The sequence below is a fragment of the Candidatus Symbiopectobacterium sp. NZEC135 genome (assembly GCF_025962695.1).
This window is the reverse complement of the sequence record NZ_JAGFPF010000013.1, coordinates 19,375-34,397: the sequence shown is the minus strand read 5'-3', so window position 1 is coordinate 34,397 and position 15,023 is coordinate 19,375. Positions and strand designations below refer to the sequence as shown.

15 protein-coding genes are annotated in these 15,023 nt (G+C 54.0%); 9 read left to right on the top strand and 6 right to left on the bottom strand.

All coding sequences use genetic code 11. The features are described 5' to 3' along the window. Positions 1 to 103 precede the first annotated feature (103 nt). Together J5224_RS09565 and J5224_RS09560 are read left to right on the top strand one after the other, a co-directional pair. A complete protein-coding gene (locus tag J5224_RS09565; protein ID WP_264625155.1) occupies positions 104 to 2,014 on the top strand; it encodes a methyl-accepting chemotaxis protein in 1,911 nt (636 codons plus the stop codon). 208 nt (positions 2,015 to 2,222) lie between these two features. Further along, complete coding sequence (locus J5224_RS09560) at positions 2,223 to 2,861, top strand: Crp/Fnr family transcriptional regulator (RefSeq protein ID WP_264625154.1); 639 nt, start codon at positions 2,223 to 2,225, stop codon at positions 2,859 to 2,861. 42 nt (positions 2,862 to 2,903) lie between these two features. Here the strand turns inward: J5224_RS09560 and J5224_RS09555 are convergent, their stop codons facing one another. Genes J5224_RS09555 through J5224_RS09530 form a run of 6 tightly spaced genes read right to left on the bottom strand, consistent with a single transcriptional unit; the run spans position 2,904 to position 10,278 of the window. Beyond that, positions 2,904 to 3,986, bottom strand: coding sequence for a nickel-dependent hydrogenase large subunit (locus J5224_RS09555; RefSeq protein ID WP_264625153.1), 1,083 nt, complete (start codon positions 3,984 to 3,986; stop codon positions 2,904 to 2,906). After that, the gene (locus J5224_RS09550) at positions 3,983 to 4,513 is read right to left on the bottom strand and encodes an NADH-quinone oxidoreductase subunit C (RefSeq protein WP_264625152.1); all 531 of its coding nucleotides are present in this window, start codon (positions 4,511 to 4,513) and stop codon (positions 3,983 to 3,985) included. Before J5224_RS09550 ends, J5224_RS09555 begins: the two co-directional genes overlap by 4 nt. Then, complete coding sequence (locus tag J5224_RS09545; RefSeq protein WP_264625151.1) at positions 4,506 to 5,084, bottom strand: 4Fe-4S ferredoxin; 579 nt, start codon at positions 5,082 to 5,084, stop codon at positions 4,506 to 4,508. Before J5224_RS09545 ends, J5224_RS09550 begins: the two co-directional genes overlap by 8 nt. Before the next feature lie 9 nt (positions 5,085 to 5,093). Continuing rightward, positions 5,094 to 5,525: an NADH-quinone oxidoreductase subunit B family protein gene (locus tag J5224_RS09540; RefSeq protein WP_264625150.1), complete on the bottom strand. Its 432-nt coding sequence runs from the start codon at positions 5,523 to 5,525 to the stop codon at positions 5,094 to 5,096. A 6-nt stretch (positions 5,526 to 5,531) separates the two neighbouring features. Next, positions 5,532 to 6,485, bottom strand: a complete 954-nt coding sequence (locus J5224_RS09535) for a respiratory chain complex I subunit 1 family protein (RefSeq protein ID WP_264625149.1) — start codon at positions 6,483 to 6,485, stop codon at positions 5,532 to 5,534. A gap of 4 nt (positions 6,486 to 6,489) precedes the next feature. Further along, complete coding sequence (locus tag J5224_RS09530; protein WP_264625148.1) at positions 6,490 to 10,278, bottom strand: proton-conducting transporter membrane subunit; 3,789 nt, start codon at positions 10,276 to 10,278, stop codon at positions 6,490 to 6,492. A gap of 343 nt (positions 10,279 to 10,621) precedes the next feature. Between J5224_RS09530 and J5224_RS09525 the strand changes: the two genes are divergently transcribed. The 7 genes from J5224_RS09525 to J5224_RS09495 are packed head-to-tail and all read left to right on the top strand — an operon-like array spanning position 10,622 to position 15,020. After that, positions 10,622 to 10,867, top strand: a complete 246-nt coding sequence (locus tag J5224_RS09525) for a HypC/HybG/HupF family hydrogenase formation chaperone (protein WP_264625147.1) — start codon at positions 10,622 to 10,624, stop codon at positions 10,865 to 10,867. 24 nt (positions 10,868 to 10,891) lie between these two features. Further along, a complete protein-coding gene (hypA, locus tag J5224_RS09520) occupies positions 10,892 to 11,230 on the top strand; it encodes a hydrogenase maturation nickel metallochaperone HypA (RefSeq protein WP_264625146.1) in 339 nt (112 codons plus the stop codon). Between the two features lie 16 nt (positions 11,231 to 11,246). After that, on the top strand, positions 11,247 to 11,825 hold the full coding sequence (locus tag J5224_RS09515; protein WP_264625145.1) for a 4Fe-4S dicluster domain-containing protein: 579 nt from the start codon (positions 11,247 to 11,249) through the stop codon (positions 11,823 to 11,825). Then, the gene (gene cooS, locus J5224_RS09510) at positions 11,825 to 13,735 is read left to right on the top strand and encodes an anaerobic carbon-monoxide dehydrogenase catalytic subunit (RefSeq protein ID WP_264625144.1); all 1,911 of its coding nucleotides are present in this window, start codon (positions 11,825 to 11,827) and stop codon (positions 13,733 to 13,735) included. Before J5224_RS09515 ends, cooS begins: the two co-directional genes overlap by 1 nt. A gap of 56 nt (positions 13,736 to 13,791) precedes the next feature. Continuing rightward, complete coding sequence (locus J5224_RS09505) at positions 13,792 to 14,571, top strand: carbon monoxide dehydrogenase accessory protein CooC (RefSeq protein WP_264625143.1); 780 nt, start codon at positions 13,792 to 13,794, stop codon at positions 14,569 to 14,571. Between the two features lie 3 nt (positions 14,572 to 14,574). Continuing rightward, on the top strand, positions 14,575 to 14,796 hold the full coding sequence (locus J5224_RS09500; RefSeq protein ID WP_264625142.1) for a CooT family nickel-binding protein: 222 nt from the start codon (positions 14,575 to 14,577) through the stop codon (positions 14,794 to 14,796). Beyond that, the gene (locus J5224_RS09495; RefSeq protein ID WP_264625141.1) at positions 14,793 to 15,020 is read left to right on the top strand and encodes a hypothetical protein; all 228 of its coding nucleotides are present in this window, start codon (positions 14,793 to 14,795) and stop codon (positions 15,018 to 15,020) included. Before J5224_RS09500 ends, J5224_RS09495 begins: the two co-directional genes overlap by 4 nt. The last annotated feature ends 3 nt before the right edge of the window (positions 15,021 to 15,023 follow it).

The window sequence follows — 15,023 nt, the reverse complement described above, 5'->3', positions numbered from 1 at the left end:
GTTCTGTGACAAACGTTGAAAATCGTGGCTGTTCCATTAAAGAATTCCCTGATAACGTCGTTAAAAATATGTTGTTCCTTCCTATAAAATATGGACGTGTAGCATGTATAAACATGGTGTTTTAAAAACCACACAAGCGCGCTTTAGCCTATTTCTTATCGGCTTTTTTGGACTACTACTCATTCTCACGTTTGTTGTTATCCGCCAATTTGTTTCTCCCCAGTTGATTGAAAATGAAAGCAATCTCATCCGCCTTACCGTTGACCGTCAGGCGCGCGCGATCACCGAACAGATGAATCGGGTTCAGGCGCAACAAAAAACCATCACCGAACTGGTCAGTGTGTTAAGCAGCGAGCAGATTGATACGTTGCTCCCTAATCTGGTTAACCAATACAACGATCTGAACGTGTTTGGCGGGGGCATTTGGCCATTACCGGGCGTGCGTGACGCAGCGCGCGATCGCTTCAGCACCTTTTTTGCGCGCGATGCGGCAGGTCAACTGCATGTCAATACGGTGTGGAACCAGCCTGAGTCAGAAAAATATTGGGAACAACCCTGGTATAAAGATGGGATGAATGCGGCGCAGGGCCAATGCGCATGGGCCAAAGCCTATCAGGATGCCGCCAGCCCCCAACCGCGTACCAACTGTGCCATGGCGATATTCCGCGACGGTAAACCCTGGGGCGTTGCCACCATTGATGTCACCTTAGGCTTCTTCAACAAGCTCGCTAATGAGATGAGTACTGCCGTTGAAGGTAACGTACTGATTGTGGAAGCGGATGGAAAAGTGGTTGGCAACGGTCAACCAGGCCAGGGCAGCGCGGCGCTGCTCAATCTTAAGGATCTGAAGACCCCGGCAGCGTCACCGTTGCAGGCGTTGCTGTCGCGTGCCGGTAACGCGGCCATCGATGGAACCTACGACGGGGCTGATGGCGAGCATACACTGCTGGTCCAGCCGATTGCCGGTAGCCCGTGGTATCTGGTGGCGGATATCCCTTCCAGCCATTTGTCACGCCACACCAGCAGCATACTGACAAAACTCACCGTGGTGCAGGGGGCGTTGTGCTTTCTGTTGCTGATTGTTCTGGTCAGCTTCTTCCGTATTTTCATGAAAAACTTGAAGTTGTTACAGCATAATATTCAGGCGCTCTCCAGCGGTGGCGCTGATTTAACGCAACGGTTGCCCGCCAGCAAAAACCCTGAGTTTAATGCAGTCGTGCAGAGCTTTAATGATTTTATCGCCTATCTGCAAGAACTGATGCAGCAGGTGGGAGAAAGCGCGCTGGCGATGTCCTCCGCGTCGCGCCAAATTGCCAGTGGTAATGCCGATCTCTCTTCGCGTACCGAAGAACAGTCATCATCGATTGTCGAAACTGCCGCTTCTGTGGAAGAACTGGCGGGAACGGTGCGGCAAACGGCCGACAACGCACGCCACGCCAGCAAACTCGCGGAAGATGCGTCCGGTATTGCGCACAAAGGCGCATCGGTGGTGAATGAAGTGGTCTCCACCATGACCAGGATAAATGCGTCATCCAATAAGATTGTCGAGATCATCGGCGTCATTGATGGTATCGCCTTCCAGACCAATATTCTGGCGCTAAATGCTGCGGTAGAAGCGGCGCGGGCGGGTGAGCATGGACGTGGTTTTGCCGTGGTAGCGGGAGAAGTGCGTTCACTGGCGCAACGTAGTGCAACCTCAGCACAGGAAATTAAATCGTTGATCGAGGAATCGGTTTCCAATATTGAGCAAGGTAGCAGTTTGGTACGTCAGGCGGGGTCAACCATGGAAGAGTTGATGAGCGGTGTGAACAGCGTAACCGGTGTGATTGCTGAAATCAGCTCAGCCAACGAAGAGCAGAGTAAAGGCATCGATCAGATCAACGTCGCCATCAACCAGTTGGACAACACCACGCAGCAAAATGCGGCGTTGGTCGAACAGGTCGCGGCGGCGGCACAGTCCATGGAAGAGCAATCTGTTCAATTGGAACAGGTGGTGTCACGCTTTACCTTGTAACCGTTGTTCAACGAGAAAGGCGAGAAATCGCCTTTCTCGTATTCTTTATTATTATTTTTACGCGATGCATTATTTTTTCGATCTGCGTTATGGCATTTGTACCTCATTGGCATGAAAATAGGTGATAAACAATACGGGATATATTTCCCCGACTCATGCAATGAGGGCATTTTTGATGCGGTCAAAAATGAGAGTGTCGGCGATAAATTTGATTGAGTTACTGAATCAGCAACAACACAATCATATTTTGCAGCAATTTCGCAGCAAACGCTGCCCAAAAGGAAGCCAGGTCAGTGGCCCTGATAAGGCTAGCGATGACGTGCTGATTGTCTCTGCCGGGCGGCTGCGGGTTTTTCTTTCTTATGAAGGGCGAGAGTTCACGCTCTATTATCTGGAAGAGGGCGATATATTTAGCACCCATACCCGCGCTGTTATTGAAGCAGTAAAGGATTCTGTTATTTTATTGACGCCTATCAAAGCGTTTCGTCAACAAGTTGTGGATCACCCAGAAATAGCGTTGTTGATGACGGGAATATTAGGTGACATGTTGGGAAGCTCCTGGGATGTGATAGAAGGCATCATTTTTCATGATGCTAAAACGCGACTCATCGCGTTTATTTTATCGCTGGGACGCGCTAACGGTAACATGACAGAAAATGGTATCGAGTTCGATTGTGATTTAACCATGGAAAATATTTCACTGATTATTGGTGCCACGCGACAAACCACATCATCGTTGTTTAATGTGATGATGAAAGACGGCGATATTATTCGTGTCGCCAAAAACCGCTACGCCATTGTCAATATGCAGCAGTTGTCTACCCGGCTGGCAGAATACAAAAAATAAGCCAGGTGCCCGTTTTCCGGCCTGCGGTTCAGGCCGGCGGTGTTAACGTTCAGTGCAGGAAATACACGGATCGATACTGTTCACAATCAGCGCCACGTCGGCCACGGTGTTGTCTCGCATCATCACATGTAACGCATCCCAGTTCGGATAACTCGGCACGCGCCATTTCATACGTTCCGGCATATCGCTTCCATTGGTACGCAGATAGTAAATCAGCTCACCGCGCGGTGCTTCGGTTTTGGCAACCGCTTCGCCTGCGGGGATTGTCGGCATACCCACGATGGATACGGGCCCATCAGGGAGTTGCGTCAGGCACTGACGGATAAGCGTAATCGCCATTTGTACTTCATCCAGTCGCACCATCGCCCGCGACCACACATCACCATCGGGGCGCGTCATGGTGGCAAAATCCAGCTCGGGATAAATGGCGTAGGGGGTCTTGGCCCGAACGTCATATTCCACGCCTGACGCGCGCGCCACCGGGCCGATCAGTCCGTACTCGCGGGCGATGCTCTGAGGCAGAACGCCGACGCCGCGCGTGCGGGTCAGTATGCTGCGATGGGTGCTGTAGATCTGGTGAATTTCCGCCACGGCTGGCTCTATTTCATCCAGCCGTGTTATCAGGTAGGCGATGCGCTCAGCATCCAGATTATATTTCACGCCGCCGATACAGTTGGCGCCGAGATCCATGCGATTGCCGTACAGCGTCTCCTTGATATCTTGCACAATTTCACGCGTTTCCAACACATGCATAAACAGCGACGTAAAGCCGATGATGTGCGCCATGATGCCGACGTTAAACAGGTTTGATGCCACGCGTTTAATTTCATCGGCAATCACGCGTAAATAGTGACCGCGCGGTGGCACCTCAATACCGGCAATCTCTTCCAGCGCCATGCAAAAGGTGGTGGGGTGGCTGTTAGAGCACAGCGAACAGATACGTTCTGTCAGGGTGATATTCTGATAAAAGTTACGCTTCATCACCAGATACTCCATGCCCCGGTGCACATGTCCGGCGGAAATGTGTAACCCTTTGATGGTTTCCCCTTCCAGATCGAGTTTGAAATACATCGGTTCTTCCAACGCCACGTGTAGCGGGCCGACCGGCATCTGATAGCGCGTCATGATTTCTCTCCGCGTTGCTGCATGATTTTTTCCCACAGCGCCTTAGTGCTGGCGGCGTTGACCATATCTGAGAACGGAATGAATTTTTGCAGTACCGCGGCATCGATATTTTCATCAATAAACAGTCGGGTGGGATTGGGGTGACCCACCGCATTCAGATCGTACAATTCCATAAATTCTCTTTCATTCCAGTCGGCGTTGCAGAACACGGGTGTCAGTGATGGCACATCGCGTTGGCCTTCATTGAGAAACACTGTCAGGGTCAGCGTCGAGCCATCCAGGTCAAAATGGTAGGCAATCTCGTGGATCTCGGACGGTTCTCCCGCCAGACGCTGATACGCACTGATGGTATGCAACCTTCCGCCCAACTGCTTAATGGCAAGCGCGGCGGGCAACAATTGTGTTGTGTCAGCCAGACGGCTCCAGGCGCTGACGACGCCCCATTTATTGATGCGCGTTTCGAAGGTGAAACCGGAAGTGAGCCGTTGATTAAACAGGTTTTCTACCTGAGTGATGTCGTCAATCATGGGGCTTCTCGCAGAGGTTAAGGTGCAATGTTCGGTTGGCAATCCCGAGATCGCTAATCGTGTCGATGCCCGGCGTGTTTTGCTGGGCGGCGGCGCGTGTGCGGCGGCAGTCGGGACAACGCAGACTCAGCGCAGGATCGATGCTGCCCGGTGTCTGGTAGACGTTGTCCAGCAGTGCCGCGCTCGGTGCGAGAAAGGACGCTCCGCAACCGATGCAGGTGTGGTAGGGCATTGCCCCTTCCTCCGTCATGCGGTATTTGTCCTCCTGCCGGTGCGCCAGATGCCAGTCATTGGTGAGATGAATGGCTTTGGGCACGCAGTAATGTTCACACAATCCGCAAAACGTGCAGGTGTTGTGCCACAGGATAAACTCGACGCCCTGTGGCGTTTCCTCAAAGCGGATCGCGCCGCCTGCGCACACGTGCTCGCACATCCGGCATACCGAGCAACGGGTTGCGTCAAAAGCAATGCGGCCGCGCAGCGCGTCGGGGGTAAAGGTTTCACCAAACGGGAAGGGGTCGGTGGCTGGCCCCTGGCGCAGATTACGGATCAGGATTTTTAAAAAATTCATGCTGGGTTCCTAAATGCGTTGACGCCAAATATCGATTGCCATGGCAATCCCTTCAATAATGGCCTGTGGACGCGGCGGGCAGCCCGGCACGTTAACATCCACGGGGAGATAGCTGTCTGCGGGCCCGGCAATGGCATAACTGTCACGAAATACGCCGCCGGAAATGGGGCAAATGCCAATCGCGACGGTAACCTTGGGTTCTGGGATTTCCTGATACACTCGCAGCACTTTCTCTTTGACCTTCATGGTTAGCGGGCCAGTGATCAGCACGATATCCGCATGTTTTGGGCTGCCGCAGTACTGACAGCCAAATCGTTCCACGTCGTAGCGCGGGATGCAGGCCGTGGTTGCCAGCTCGACATCGCAGCCGTTGCAGGAGCCCGCATTGATGCGGTACAGCCAGGGCGAGCGGGTGGCGATAGCGGTTAATAACGTCATCATCTTTTCCTATGCCTGAGCGATTACGCTGATAAGGCCGATTACGCCCAGTAATTCAGGCCACTTCAGATAAAAAACGAATGCCTGATCGATACGCATTCTCCCCACCATGGCGCGCAATAACGTCTTGCACAGGCAGGAGACCATCAGGCACTTCACCAGAAATACCAAAATACCGGCGAACCCCGCCGGGCCGTTGGGGAAAAACAGCGTGATGCCCAGCGCCACGACGACCAGCGTTTTCAGGGCAGACATCAGGTGAAAGAGGGCCAGCGCGGGGCCGGTGTATTCCAGAATCGGGCCTTCAAGCACTTCGGATTCCGCTTCCGGGATATCAAACGGCGCAATACCAAGGTTGGCGGGCATAAACAGTACATAGGCCGCCAGCGCAGGCCACATCCAGGGATCGAACAAAAACGCGCCGTGCTGCTGCTGATAGGCGACAATCTCCGACAAGGAAAAGGTTACCCAACCGCCTTGCGCCAGCCCGGTTTTCAGCGCCACGCTCGCCAGTGCCAGCAGCAACGGCCCTTCGTAGGCCAACACCAGTGCCATTTCGCGGGAGAAACCGATGGCGCCGTACACTGAGCCTGAGCAGGAACCGGCTAACATCAGCACCACGGCGGGCACGGTGAGCAGATACAGCACGACCAGCAGATCCCCGAATGCAATGGCAGGCTGGTAGATCTGCGCGATCGGGATGAGTGTAATCGCGATCAACAGGCTGCCGACGCCAATGGCAGGCAGGGCCAGAAATAACGCGCGCGGTGCACCGTGCGGCACCAGAGTTTGTTTACGCATCAGCTTGATAATGTCGAAAAAGGGTTGCAGCATCGGTGGTCCAATACGGCGTTGTAAACGCGCAATCAGAATGCGATCGACCCCTTTAAGCCACAGGCTGAAAATCAGCGCGGCGGCCCCAAGCGGAAAAATCATCAGCGGTGCAAACATCGTCGTCATCATGACCTTATTCCTTGTTCTGAGCGTGCAGGGCCAGGCGAATAAAACGTTCCGGTGCCTGATACAGCGCGGAGGCAGGTACATGCGCCTGGGCCGGGGTAATATCGGTGACGCCGCCCTGATGTAAATGAATGTGCTGTGACTGTCGGTTGCTCAATCGGTAGAACACGCCACCGCAGCCTGCCACTATCGCAACCAACACCCACAAGGTCAGTGGATGCCAGCCTGCGGTGCCGGGGAGTGCGCCGTCCCAACTGACCGCTATCTGGCCGAGACCAGCCTGTGCCATCAGGTGACTGATGGGCACCAGCAGCACCCCCGGAAACAGGCTGATAACCAACGCTGCCGCGCTTAACACGCCCATTGGAAACAGCATGGAACGCGGGGCTTCAGTAACGTTTTCCAGATGCGCGGCGGGTTGCCCCATAAACGCGGCATGGGCGAATTTCAGCACGGCGGCCAGCGTAAACAGGCTGGACATCATGGCGCTAAGTCCTAGCAGATAGTGCCCACTCTGGAATGCCGCCTGATAAATGAGCCATTTGGAGGCGAAGCCGTTGAGCGGTGGAATGCCCGACAGCGACAGCCCGGCGAACAGAAAGAGGGCAAAGGTGATTGGCATTTTGCGCCCCAGCCCGCCGAGTTGATCGAGACTCACCACGTGCACCTGGGCCAGGATGCAACCCGCCGCCAGAAACAGAATGTCCTTGAGCAGCAGGTGGTTAACCAGATGCATCAGCCCCCCGGCAATGCCTTCTGGCGTTGCCAATGCCAGCCCGAGCAGGATATAGCCCAACTGACTTACGGTGCTGTAGATCAACAGGCGCTTGATGCCGTTCTGGATGAGCGCCATGGCGCCAGCATAAAGTAGAGTAACCGTGGCGATCAGCGCGATGACATACATCACCCCAGAGGTATCACCCAGCGAGCCGAATCGAACAAACAGCATCCCGGCACCGCCCAGTGCGAACAGCTTGAGAACGCCATAGATGCCGCTTTTTAACAGCACGGCAGAAATATAGCCGCTGACCGGCGTGGGGGCTGTTGGGGGATGCATCTGGTAGTCAATGCGCCAGGGCAGTTGCGCTGATTTCATCAGCAATCCAGACAGGAAAAGGAATAATCCTGCACCCAGCCAGGGGAGCGGCATATGTTGTGCGGCAGCGAGAATCGCATCGAAACTGAAAGCATCGCTGCGCGCGCACAGGATGGCGACACCGAGGAACATACAGGTAGCGCCGACAAAATTGAAAATGAAGTATTTGAAACCTTCCTGCAACGCCTCTTCGGTCTCATCGTGAACAATCACGAAATAGAGCGTCCAACTGCTCATGATTTCCCAGAACGCGAAGAAGTTGAACAGATCCTTGCTGGCGGTGATCCCCAGCAAGCCACCGATCATAAACACAAAAAAGAAGAAAAAGCGGTGTTGGCTATGGCTGTGTGCCATATAGCCGATGGCATAACACAAATTAAGCACGCCAACGCCCGCAATCAAGGCGGCAAACCAGTAAGAGAGCAGATCGTAGCGACCCGCATCCCACAGCACGGCTCCCAGCGTTAATGCCATGACGCCGACAGCCAGCAGACCCGCACGCTGCGGCGCTCGTCTCCCCAGCAAAAACGTCAGCAGTGCGCCGATAATCGCTGTTGCCGCGGCGGGCGACCAATCCAGATTGAGGGTTGGCAGCGGCGTGATAGGCCAACCTTGCGAGTCGGCCATCTGCTCAACGGCAGGTTGTATCCAGTGCTGTAACCCATAATCGGGGAACACGCCACCCAGAATGACCAGCGCCGCCAACAGGCCCATGGCGATACGCATCGCCAGCGGCGCTTCCTCTACGCCCGCGCCCTGATAACGGGCGAAGAACAGTACGCGCACGATACGCAGGTAATAGATTGCCCCCAACACGCTGCCTGTCAGAAACAACACCGCTACGGCGACTGCATTGGCATGTACGGCGGCGTAGATCATCAGAAATTTGCTGTAAAAACCGCTGAACGGGGGCAACCCCATTACGGCTAACGCACCGATGGCAAAGCACAGCGCGGTGAAGGGCATGACTCTGCCGAGTCCGGCCAAGTCCGACAGGTGTTTACCCGCGGCGCGCGCAATCAATCCGCCGGCGGCCAGAAACAGCAGGTTTTTGAAAATGGCATGGTTCATCACGTGAAACAAGGCACCGGCAACGCTCAGACTGGTCAACAGCCCGAGCATGGCGAGAATTTCCCCCACCTGCGCCAGCGTCGAGAATGCCAGAATGCGTTTCAGGTTTTGCTCACGCAGTGCCTTCACTTCGCCATAGATAACCGTCAGGCAACCCAACAGGCTCAGTGCCAATCCGAAGGCCGGCAGTGTACCGACGGTGAGCCACTGTCCGGTCAGGCTGGTTCCCAGCACCACCAGCATGATCTTTGCCAATCCGTAGACGCCTGCTTTGGTTAACACTCCCGACATCAGTGCAGAAATCGACGAAGGTGCTACCGGGTGGGCATCAGGCAGCCAGCCGTGCAGCGGATACAAACCCGCTTTGACCCCAAGCCCGATGAGAAAACAGAGGCCAATCAACGTGGCGAATCCCGGTGTAAGCTGGGCAGCCTGTGAGGCGATCGCCGCCATATCAAAGCTGCCAAACTGGGTGTGACACACCAGAATGCCGAAGTGCATGATATAGGCACCGGTACAGCACATCAGAAAGTATTTACGTCCGGCCTTGAGTGCCTGTGGCGTACGTTCATGCACCACCAGAAAATAGGAGCTCCAGGTCATCAATTCCCAGAACAGATAGAAATTACCAAAATCTCCCGCTGTGGTGACGCCGATAAGCGATCCCGCCATTAAAAACAGAAAGAAATAATAGCGATTGGCGTGTTTATCATCACGCATATAGGCCAGGGAATAGAGCACCACTACGGTTATCAGGCCTGCGAACAGAACGCTGAATAAATGCGACAGGCTGTCGCTGGGATCCATTTGCCATACGCCATACAGTGTTGCTAGTGCAATAATCACGGCAATGCCATCACGTAATCGGGCGTTAATCATCCCCAAGGCATAAAGTAAAAAGCCGCCAACATAGGGTAATATTATCCAGTAATGCCAGGGGGTTTCGAAATTGGGCACCGCTGCGGTTGTCGAGGGTTTTGCATAATGCTCGGCGAGATGTAATAACGGTTCTGGCGCAATACTGACGGCAATGGTGATTGCGGTCAGCAACAGCATTAGTAACCAGCGCGGAGAAAATAAGGTGGCAACGTGAAAGGGCGCGATAATCGCATTATCGTCTCGCTCCAGACAGACGCGCTGAATGACAATAATATAATAAATCGAGGCCAACATTGTCGCGACTGTCGCCACGGCGGCGATAGCCCATTCACCTTGCTCCATCGCACCGTATAAAATGAGAAATTTGCTGAATGAGCCTTTAAACGGTGATAGCCCCATCACGGAAAATAACCCAAAGCCAAACAGCAACGAGGCCAGAGGCATACGCGAACCGCTGCCAGCCAAAACGGATAATGCACTGGAACCGTTACGCTTTATCAGGTAGGCAGCGCTGATAATGGTTAACAAGCGCATAATCGCTTGCAAGCCTAAATGCAATAACGCCCCGGTTTCGCCGGACGCATTGTTCAAACCAAATCCCAGCAGCACATATCCCACTTCTGCCAGCGTGGAAAACAACAGCAGTTTGGAGAGATTGCGTAAATGCAATAACGCCACAATTTCGCCAACCAATAATAATAAGGTTCCAGACCAGGCTAATAATGGTGCGCCGAACAGTGATACTCCCATTTATTCCTCACAATACGTAGAGAGCGGATAGGCGGGAGTGAATGTAATCAATGTTACCCATACTGTCTGTCGGCTGGCTGACAGATATTTCCGGGCAAAGCTGGGAATATGATGCACAGACGGAATATTATTAATCAAAAATTAACATTCTCAGAAATAAAACATGATCGTTATCACTTTATAACTGAGAATGAATATTAATACGCTGCGTTTGGATGAGAAGGAATAATATTTATTTATGGTTGAATTTGATTTCATCGCAATAAAGATGATCTCAGTCAATAAAACGATGTGTTCTTTATTATCCCAACGCGTTTCTCAGGCAATCAAAGGAGGCATTGCGATGTGTCTGGGTATTCCAGGTCAAATTCTGGCGATTAAAGATGCCGCCAATCTGATTGCCGTGGTGTCGGTAGCGGGCGTGAAGCGAGACATCAGCATCGCGTGTCTGGTTGGTCCGCAGCACGCTGCCGAGGACTGTGTCGGTGACTGGGTTCTGGTTCACGTGGGGTTTGCTATGGCGCGACTGGATGAACAGCAAGCCGCCGAGATGCTGATCGCCTTGAGTGAGTTGGATGAGCTTGACTGAGTGCAACGTGGGGAGGATGCAGCAATGCACGAAGCGGCATTGACGCAGAGTCTGGTGAAAATTCTGCTTGCGCAAGCGCAACGCCACCAGGTGGCACGCATCACGTGCGTGCGGCTCAGAATTGGAAAAATGCGTGCCGTAGAGCCTCAGTCGATGGCGTTTTGCTTTAACGCGTTTAGTGCCGGGACGCTGGCTGAGGATGCTGAATTGATTATTGAAGTATTGCCAGCTATCGCGCGCTGTGACGCGTGCGGTAAGGATTTTGAAGTGATCAAATTCCATTTTCAATGTTCAGGTTGTCACAGCCGCCGTGTGCGGCTGATTCAGGGCGATGAGCTTTACATTGAAAGTTTTGATGCCTGAGGTAGAGGGTAACGAAATGAAAAGACAGGAAAATGTCATGATTTACGCCAATGCGCAGCGATGCCTTGGCTGCCATAGCTGTGAGATGGCCTGCGCGGTCAGCCACGGAGGCGATAGCGGGTTGTTTGATGCGGTGAAACAACAACTGCCGCTGCATCCTCGTATGAAGGTGGTCGTCGCGGGCGATGTCAATCTGCCGATGCAGTGTCGTCAGTGTGACAACGCGCCGTGCGCACTGGTGTGTCCTACTGGCGCTTGCCGTCAAAGTAATGGGCAGGTGCAGATTAACGAAGCTAACTGTGTGGGATGCAAACTGTGCGTGATGGTGTGTCCGTTTGGTTCGATTACCGTGCGACGCAGTGAGCAACAAAAAGGTTACAGCGTCACTAATCAAGGGGTGGCACAAAAATGTGACCTGTGCGTCACCTGGCGTGCAGAGCAGGGAAAAAGCCAAACCGCCTGCATTGAGGCTTGTCCCACCAAAGCCATCAGTCTGGTGGATATACAAACCTATCGTCAGGCACTGATTCAGGCCAGAGCGAAAGAGCTGGCGAACTCTCAGAAAAATATCGATGTGGTATTAAGGGGAAGGTAATGGAAATCAAAACCAGAACGAGCGATCCCGCCACCATTGCCCTGTGTCCGGTGGCGGAACACGAGGGTATCGCCACGGTGTTCGATCGTCATCAGATGCAACAACCGCAGTGTGGTTTTGGCAGCCTGGGGCTGTGTTGCCGTATCTGCTGGAAAGGGCCCTGTCGGGTTGACCCTTTTGGGGACGGTCCACAGTATGGCATTTGCGGCGCGACCAAAGACACTATCGTCGCGCGCAACCTGATCCGTATGATGGCCGCCGGGGCGGCCGGTCACTCGGAACACGGCCGACACATCGCGCTGGCAATGCAGCGCGTCGGCAAGGGCGAATTGCCGGATTATCAGATTCGCGATCCGAAAAAGTTGGCTGCGGTCGCCAAACGTCTGGCTATCGACGTAGAGGGGCGCACCACGCGCGAGATCGCCTACGACGTCGCGACAAAAACGCTGGAAGATTACCAGAATCAAGACAGCAAAAAACCGTGCCATTGGCTTAATGCCTCTCTGCCGGCTAAACGTCTATCACTGCTCAGTAAGCTGGGGGTGTTGCCGCACAATATTGATGCTACGGTCGCGCAGATCATGTCGCGCACCCATATCGGCTGCGACGCTGACCCGACCAATCTGGTGTTGGGCGGTATTCGCGGCGCGCTGTCTGATTTTGATGGCATGGTATTAGCAACAGAGTTATCAGATGCGATGTTTGGCACACCAACGCCGGTGGTAACGCAGGCCAATATTGGTGTTATCAAAAAGCAGGCGGTCAACATTGCGGTGAACGGCCATAACCCGTTGCTTAGCGAAGTGATTTGCGATGTGGCCGGTGAAATGCAGAGCATCGCGCGCGATGCTGGAGCCAGCGAAGGTATCAATATCGTGGGTATTTGTTGTACCGGCAACGAAGTGATGATGCGTCACGGTATTCCGCTGGCAACCAACTATCTGTCGCAGGAAATGGCGATTTTCACTGGCGCGTTAGATGCCATGGTGGTGGATGTGCAGTGCATCATGCCGTCGTTATCGCCGATCAGTGAGTGCTACCACACGGAATTCATCACTACGGCAGATGAGAACAAAATTCCGGGGGCTCGCCACGTGAGCTTCCACGAAGAACATGCCCGGGAAACCGCCCGCAAGATTGTGCAGTATGCCATCGATGCCTATGGTCGTCGCGATGCAACACGTATCAAGATCCCCGATATCAAGCAAACGGCGGTGGTTGGCTTCAGCACCGAAGCGGTGATGGATGCGCTGGCAGCGCTCAACCCCGACGATCCCTTAGCCCCGTTAGTAGAGAACATTGCCAACGGCAATATTCTCGGCGTGGCGCTGTTTGCTGGCTGCAACACGACCCGCGTCAAACAGGATGATAGCTTCCAAACCATCGCCAAAATTCTGGCGCGCAACAACGTGTTGATGCTGGCCACCGGTTGCGGTGCGGGGGCGTTTGCCAAGAACGGATTGATGAACTCACAAGCAACAGAAAGCTGGGCGGGCGACAGTTTGAAAGCGGTGCTGACTGCCGTGGGTGTGGCTGCTGGGTTGGAGGGGCCGTTGCCGTTGGTGCTGCATATGGGGTCCTGCGTAGACAACAGCCGTGCAGTGATGTTAGCGACGGCGTTGGCGGAAAAGCTGAATGTCGATCTGAGCGATCTGCCGCTGGTGGCCTCTGCACCGGAGGCGATGTCGGAAAAAGCCATCGCGATTGCCAGTTGGAGCGTGGCGCTAGGGTTGCCGACACACCTGGGTGTGGTGCCGCACGTTACCGGCTCACAGCAAGTGACGGACTTAATCACCACGCAGGCCAAGGATCTGTTTGGTGGCTATTTCCTGGTGGAGACCGATCCCGCGCTTGCCGCTGAGAAACTGGTCGCGGTGATGAAAGAGAAACGCCACGCACTGGGGATCTAGCCTGAGGTACAGCCAGCGCCGTGAGGCGGCTGGCACTATCCGTTGATGAGGGTGATATGAAAATAGCTATCGCGGGCAAAGGCGGCGTGGGAAAAACCACGCTGGCAGGATTGCTGGCGCGATCCTACGCGGCGCAGGGGAAACCGGTACTGGCGATCGATGCTGACCCGGATGCCAATCTGGCTTCTGCATTGGGTATTCCGGCTGAAAGCTATGCGCTGCTGCAACCGTTTTCCCGTATGAAAACGCTGGCTATGGAACGCACGGGGGCCGGTGCTGGGTATGGCAGCCTGTTTATCCTTAATCCCAAAGTGGACGACCTGCCGGATGCCTACTGTGTGCAGCACGCTGGTGTGCGCCTGCTGCTGATGGGCACGGTCGAACACGGTGGTACGGGCTGTGTGTGTCCTGAACATACGTTACTGCGCCGTTTGATGAGCCACCTGCTGCTGGAGCGGGACGATGTGGTGATCATGGATATGGAAGCCGGTATCGAGCATTTAGGGCGCTCCACGGCGGAAGCGGTAGATATGCTGATTGTGGTGGTGGAGCCCGGTCAACGCAGCATTCAGACCGCACGCCAAATTGGTGGCTTGGCCGCGGATATTGGCATTCATAACGTGGTTTATGTCGGCAGTAAAATCGCCAAACCCTCCGACAAGGATTTTTTGGCGTCGGCACTGAACGGTGAACCGTTGCTGGGTTTTCTGTCACTGAACGACACCATTCGTGATGCCGACCTCAGCGGCAGTGCGCCTTACGATCTAGGTGGCACCTTTATGGCTGAACTTGCCGTGATCGAACAGCGTCTTGCCGCCCTGTACCAAGGAGCCTAGATCATGTGCCAACTGCGAGTCCGACTGCAGTATGCCGATCGACGCGAAGTGTCGCTGGACGATATTGCGGCGATTCAGGTTACGCCGGACAAAATTACGCTTTCCGCTTTATTTGAGCCGCCGCGCGAGCTGAGCGGTTTTGATATTCAACACATTGATAGTCTGCGCAACGAAGTGCTGCTGGTTCAGCGTAGCGTCGAAAAACAAAACGGAGAACACCCATGATGGCTATTCCCTTGATGAAGAAACTCAATGTGCTGGTGCCGCATTGGATCGAGCATAACGATGAACACATCGCAGAAATGGAAAAGTACCTGCATGCATTGGACGCGGAAGGGCAAAAAGAACTGGCGCAACACTGCCGCGATGTTATTGCTCAGATGACGGCGGTGAGTGAAAAACTCACCGTAATGGCGCAGCAACTCAAGCCGATATCACTGCGCGGTTGACGA

What these genes read in the sequence shown, in the direction of transcription:
- J5224_RS09515 (WP_264625145.1), top strand. Translation starts at nt 11,247, where the DNA reads ATGAAAAGACAGGAAAATGTCATGATTTACGCCAATGCGCAGCGATGC.
- J5224_RS09540 (WP_264625150.1), bottom strand. Translation starts at nt 5,525, where the DNA reads ATGATGACGTTATTAACCGCTATCGCCACCCGCTCGCCCTGGCTGTAC.
- J5224_RS09550 (WP_264625152.1), bottom strand. Translation starts at nt 4,513, where the DNA reads ATGATTGACGACATCACTCAGGTAGAAAACCTGTTTAATCAACGGCTC.
- J5224_RS09500 (WP_264625142.1), top strand. Translation starts at nt 14,575, where the DNA reads ATGTGCCAACTGCGAGTCCGACTGCAGTATGCCGATCGACGCGAAGTG.
- J5224_RS09565 (WP_264625155.1), top strand. Translation starts at nt 104, where the DNA reads ATGTATAAACATGGTGTTTTAAAAACCACACAAGCGCGCTTTAGCCTA.
- J5224_RS09505 (WP_264625143.1), top strand. Translation starts at nt 13,792, where the DNA reads ATGAAAATAGCTATCGCGGGCAAAGGCGGCGTGGGAAAAACCACGCTG.
- J5224_RS09525 (WP_264625147.1), top strand. Translation starts at nt 10,622, where the DNA reads ATGTGTCTGGGTATTCCAGGTCAAATTCTGGCGATTAAAGATGCCGCC.
- J5224_RS09495 (WP_264625141.1), top strand. Translation starts at nt 14,793, where the DNA reads ATGATGGCTATTCCCTTGATGAAGAAACTCAATGTGCTGGTGCCGCAT.
- J5224_RS09545 (WP_264625151.1), bottom strand. Translation starts at nt 5,084, where the DNA reads ATGAATTTTTTAAAAATCCTGATCCGTAATCTGCGCCAGGGGCCAGCC.
- hypA (WP_264625146.1), top strand. Translation starts at nt 10,892, where the DNA reads ATGCACGAAGCGGCATTGACGCAGAGTCTGGTGAAAATTCTGCTTGCG.
- J5224_RS09535 (WP_264625149.1), bottom strand. Translation starts at nt 6,485, where the DNA reads ATGATGACGACGATGTTTGCACCGCTGATGATTTTTCCGCTTGGGGCC.
- J5224_RS09555 (WP_264625153.1), bottom strand. Translation starts at nt 3,986, where the DNA reads ATGACGCGCTATCAGATGCCGGTCGGCCCGCTACACGTGGCGTTGGAA.
- cooS (WP_264625144.1), top strand. Translation starts at nt 11,825, where the DNA reads ATGGAAATCAAAACCAGAACGAGCGATCCCGCCACCATTGCCCTGTGT.
- J5224_RS09530 (WP_264625148.1), bottom strand. Translation starts at nt 10,278, where the DNA reads ATGGGAGTATCACTGTTCGGCGCACCATTATTAGCCTGGTCTGGAACC.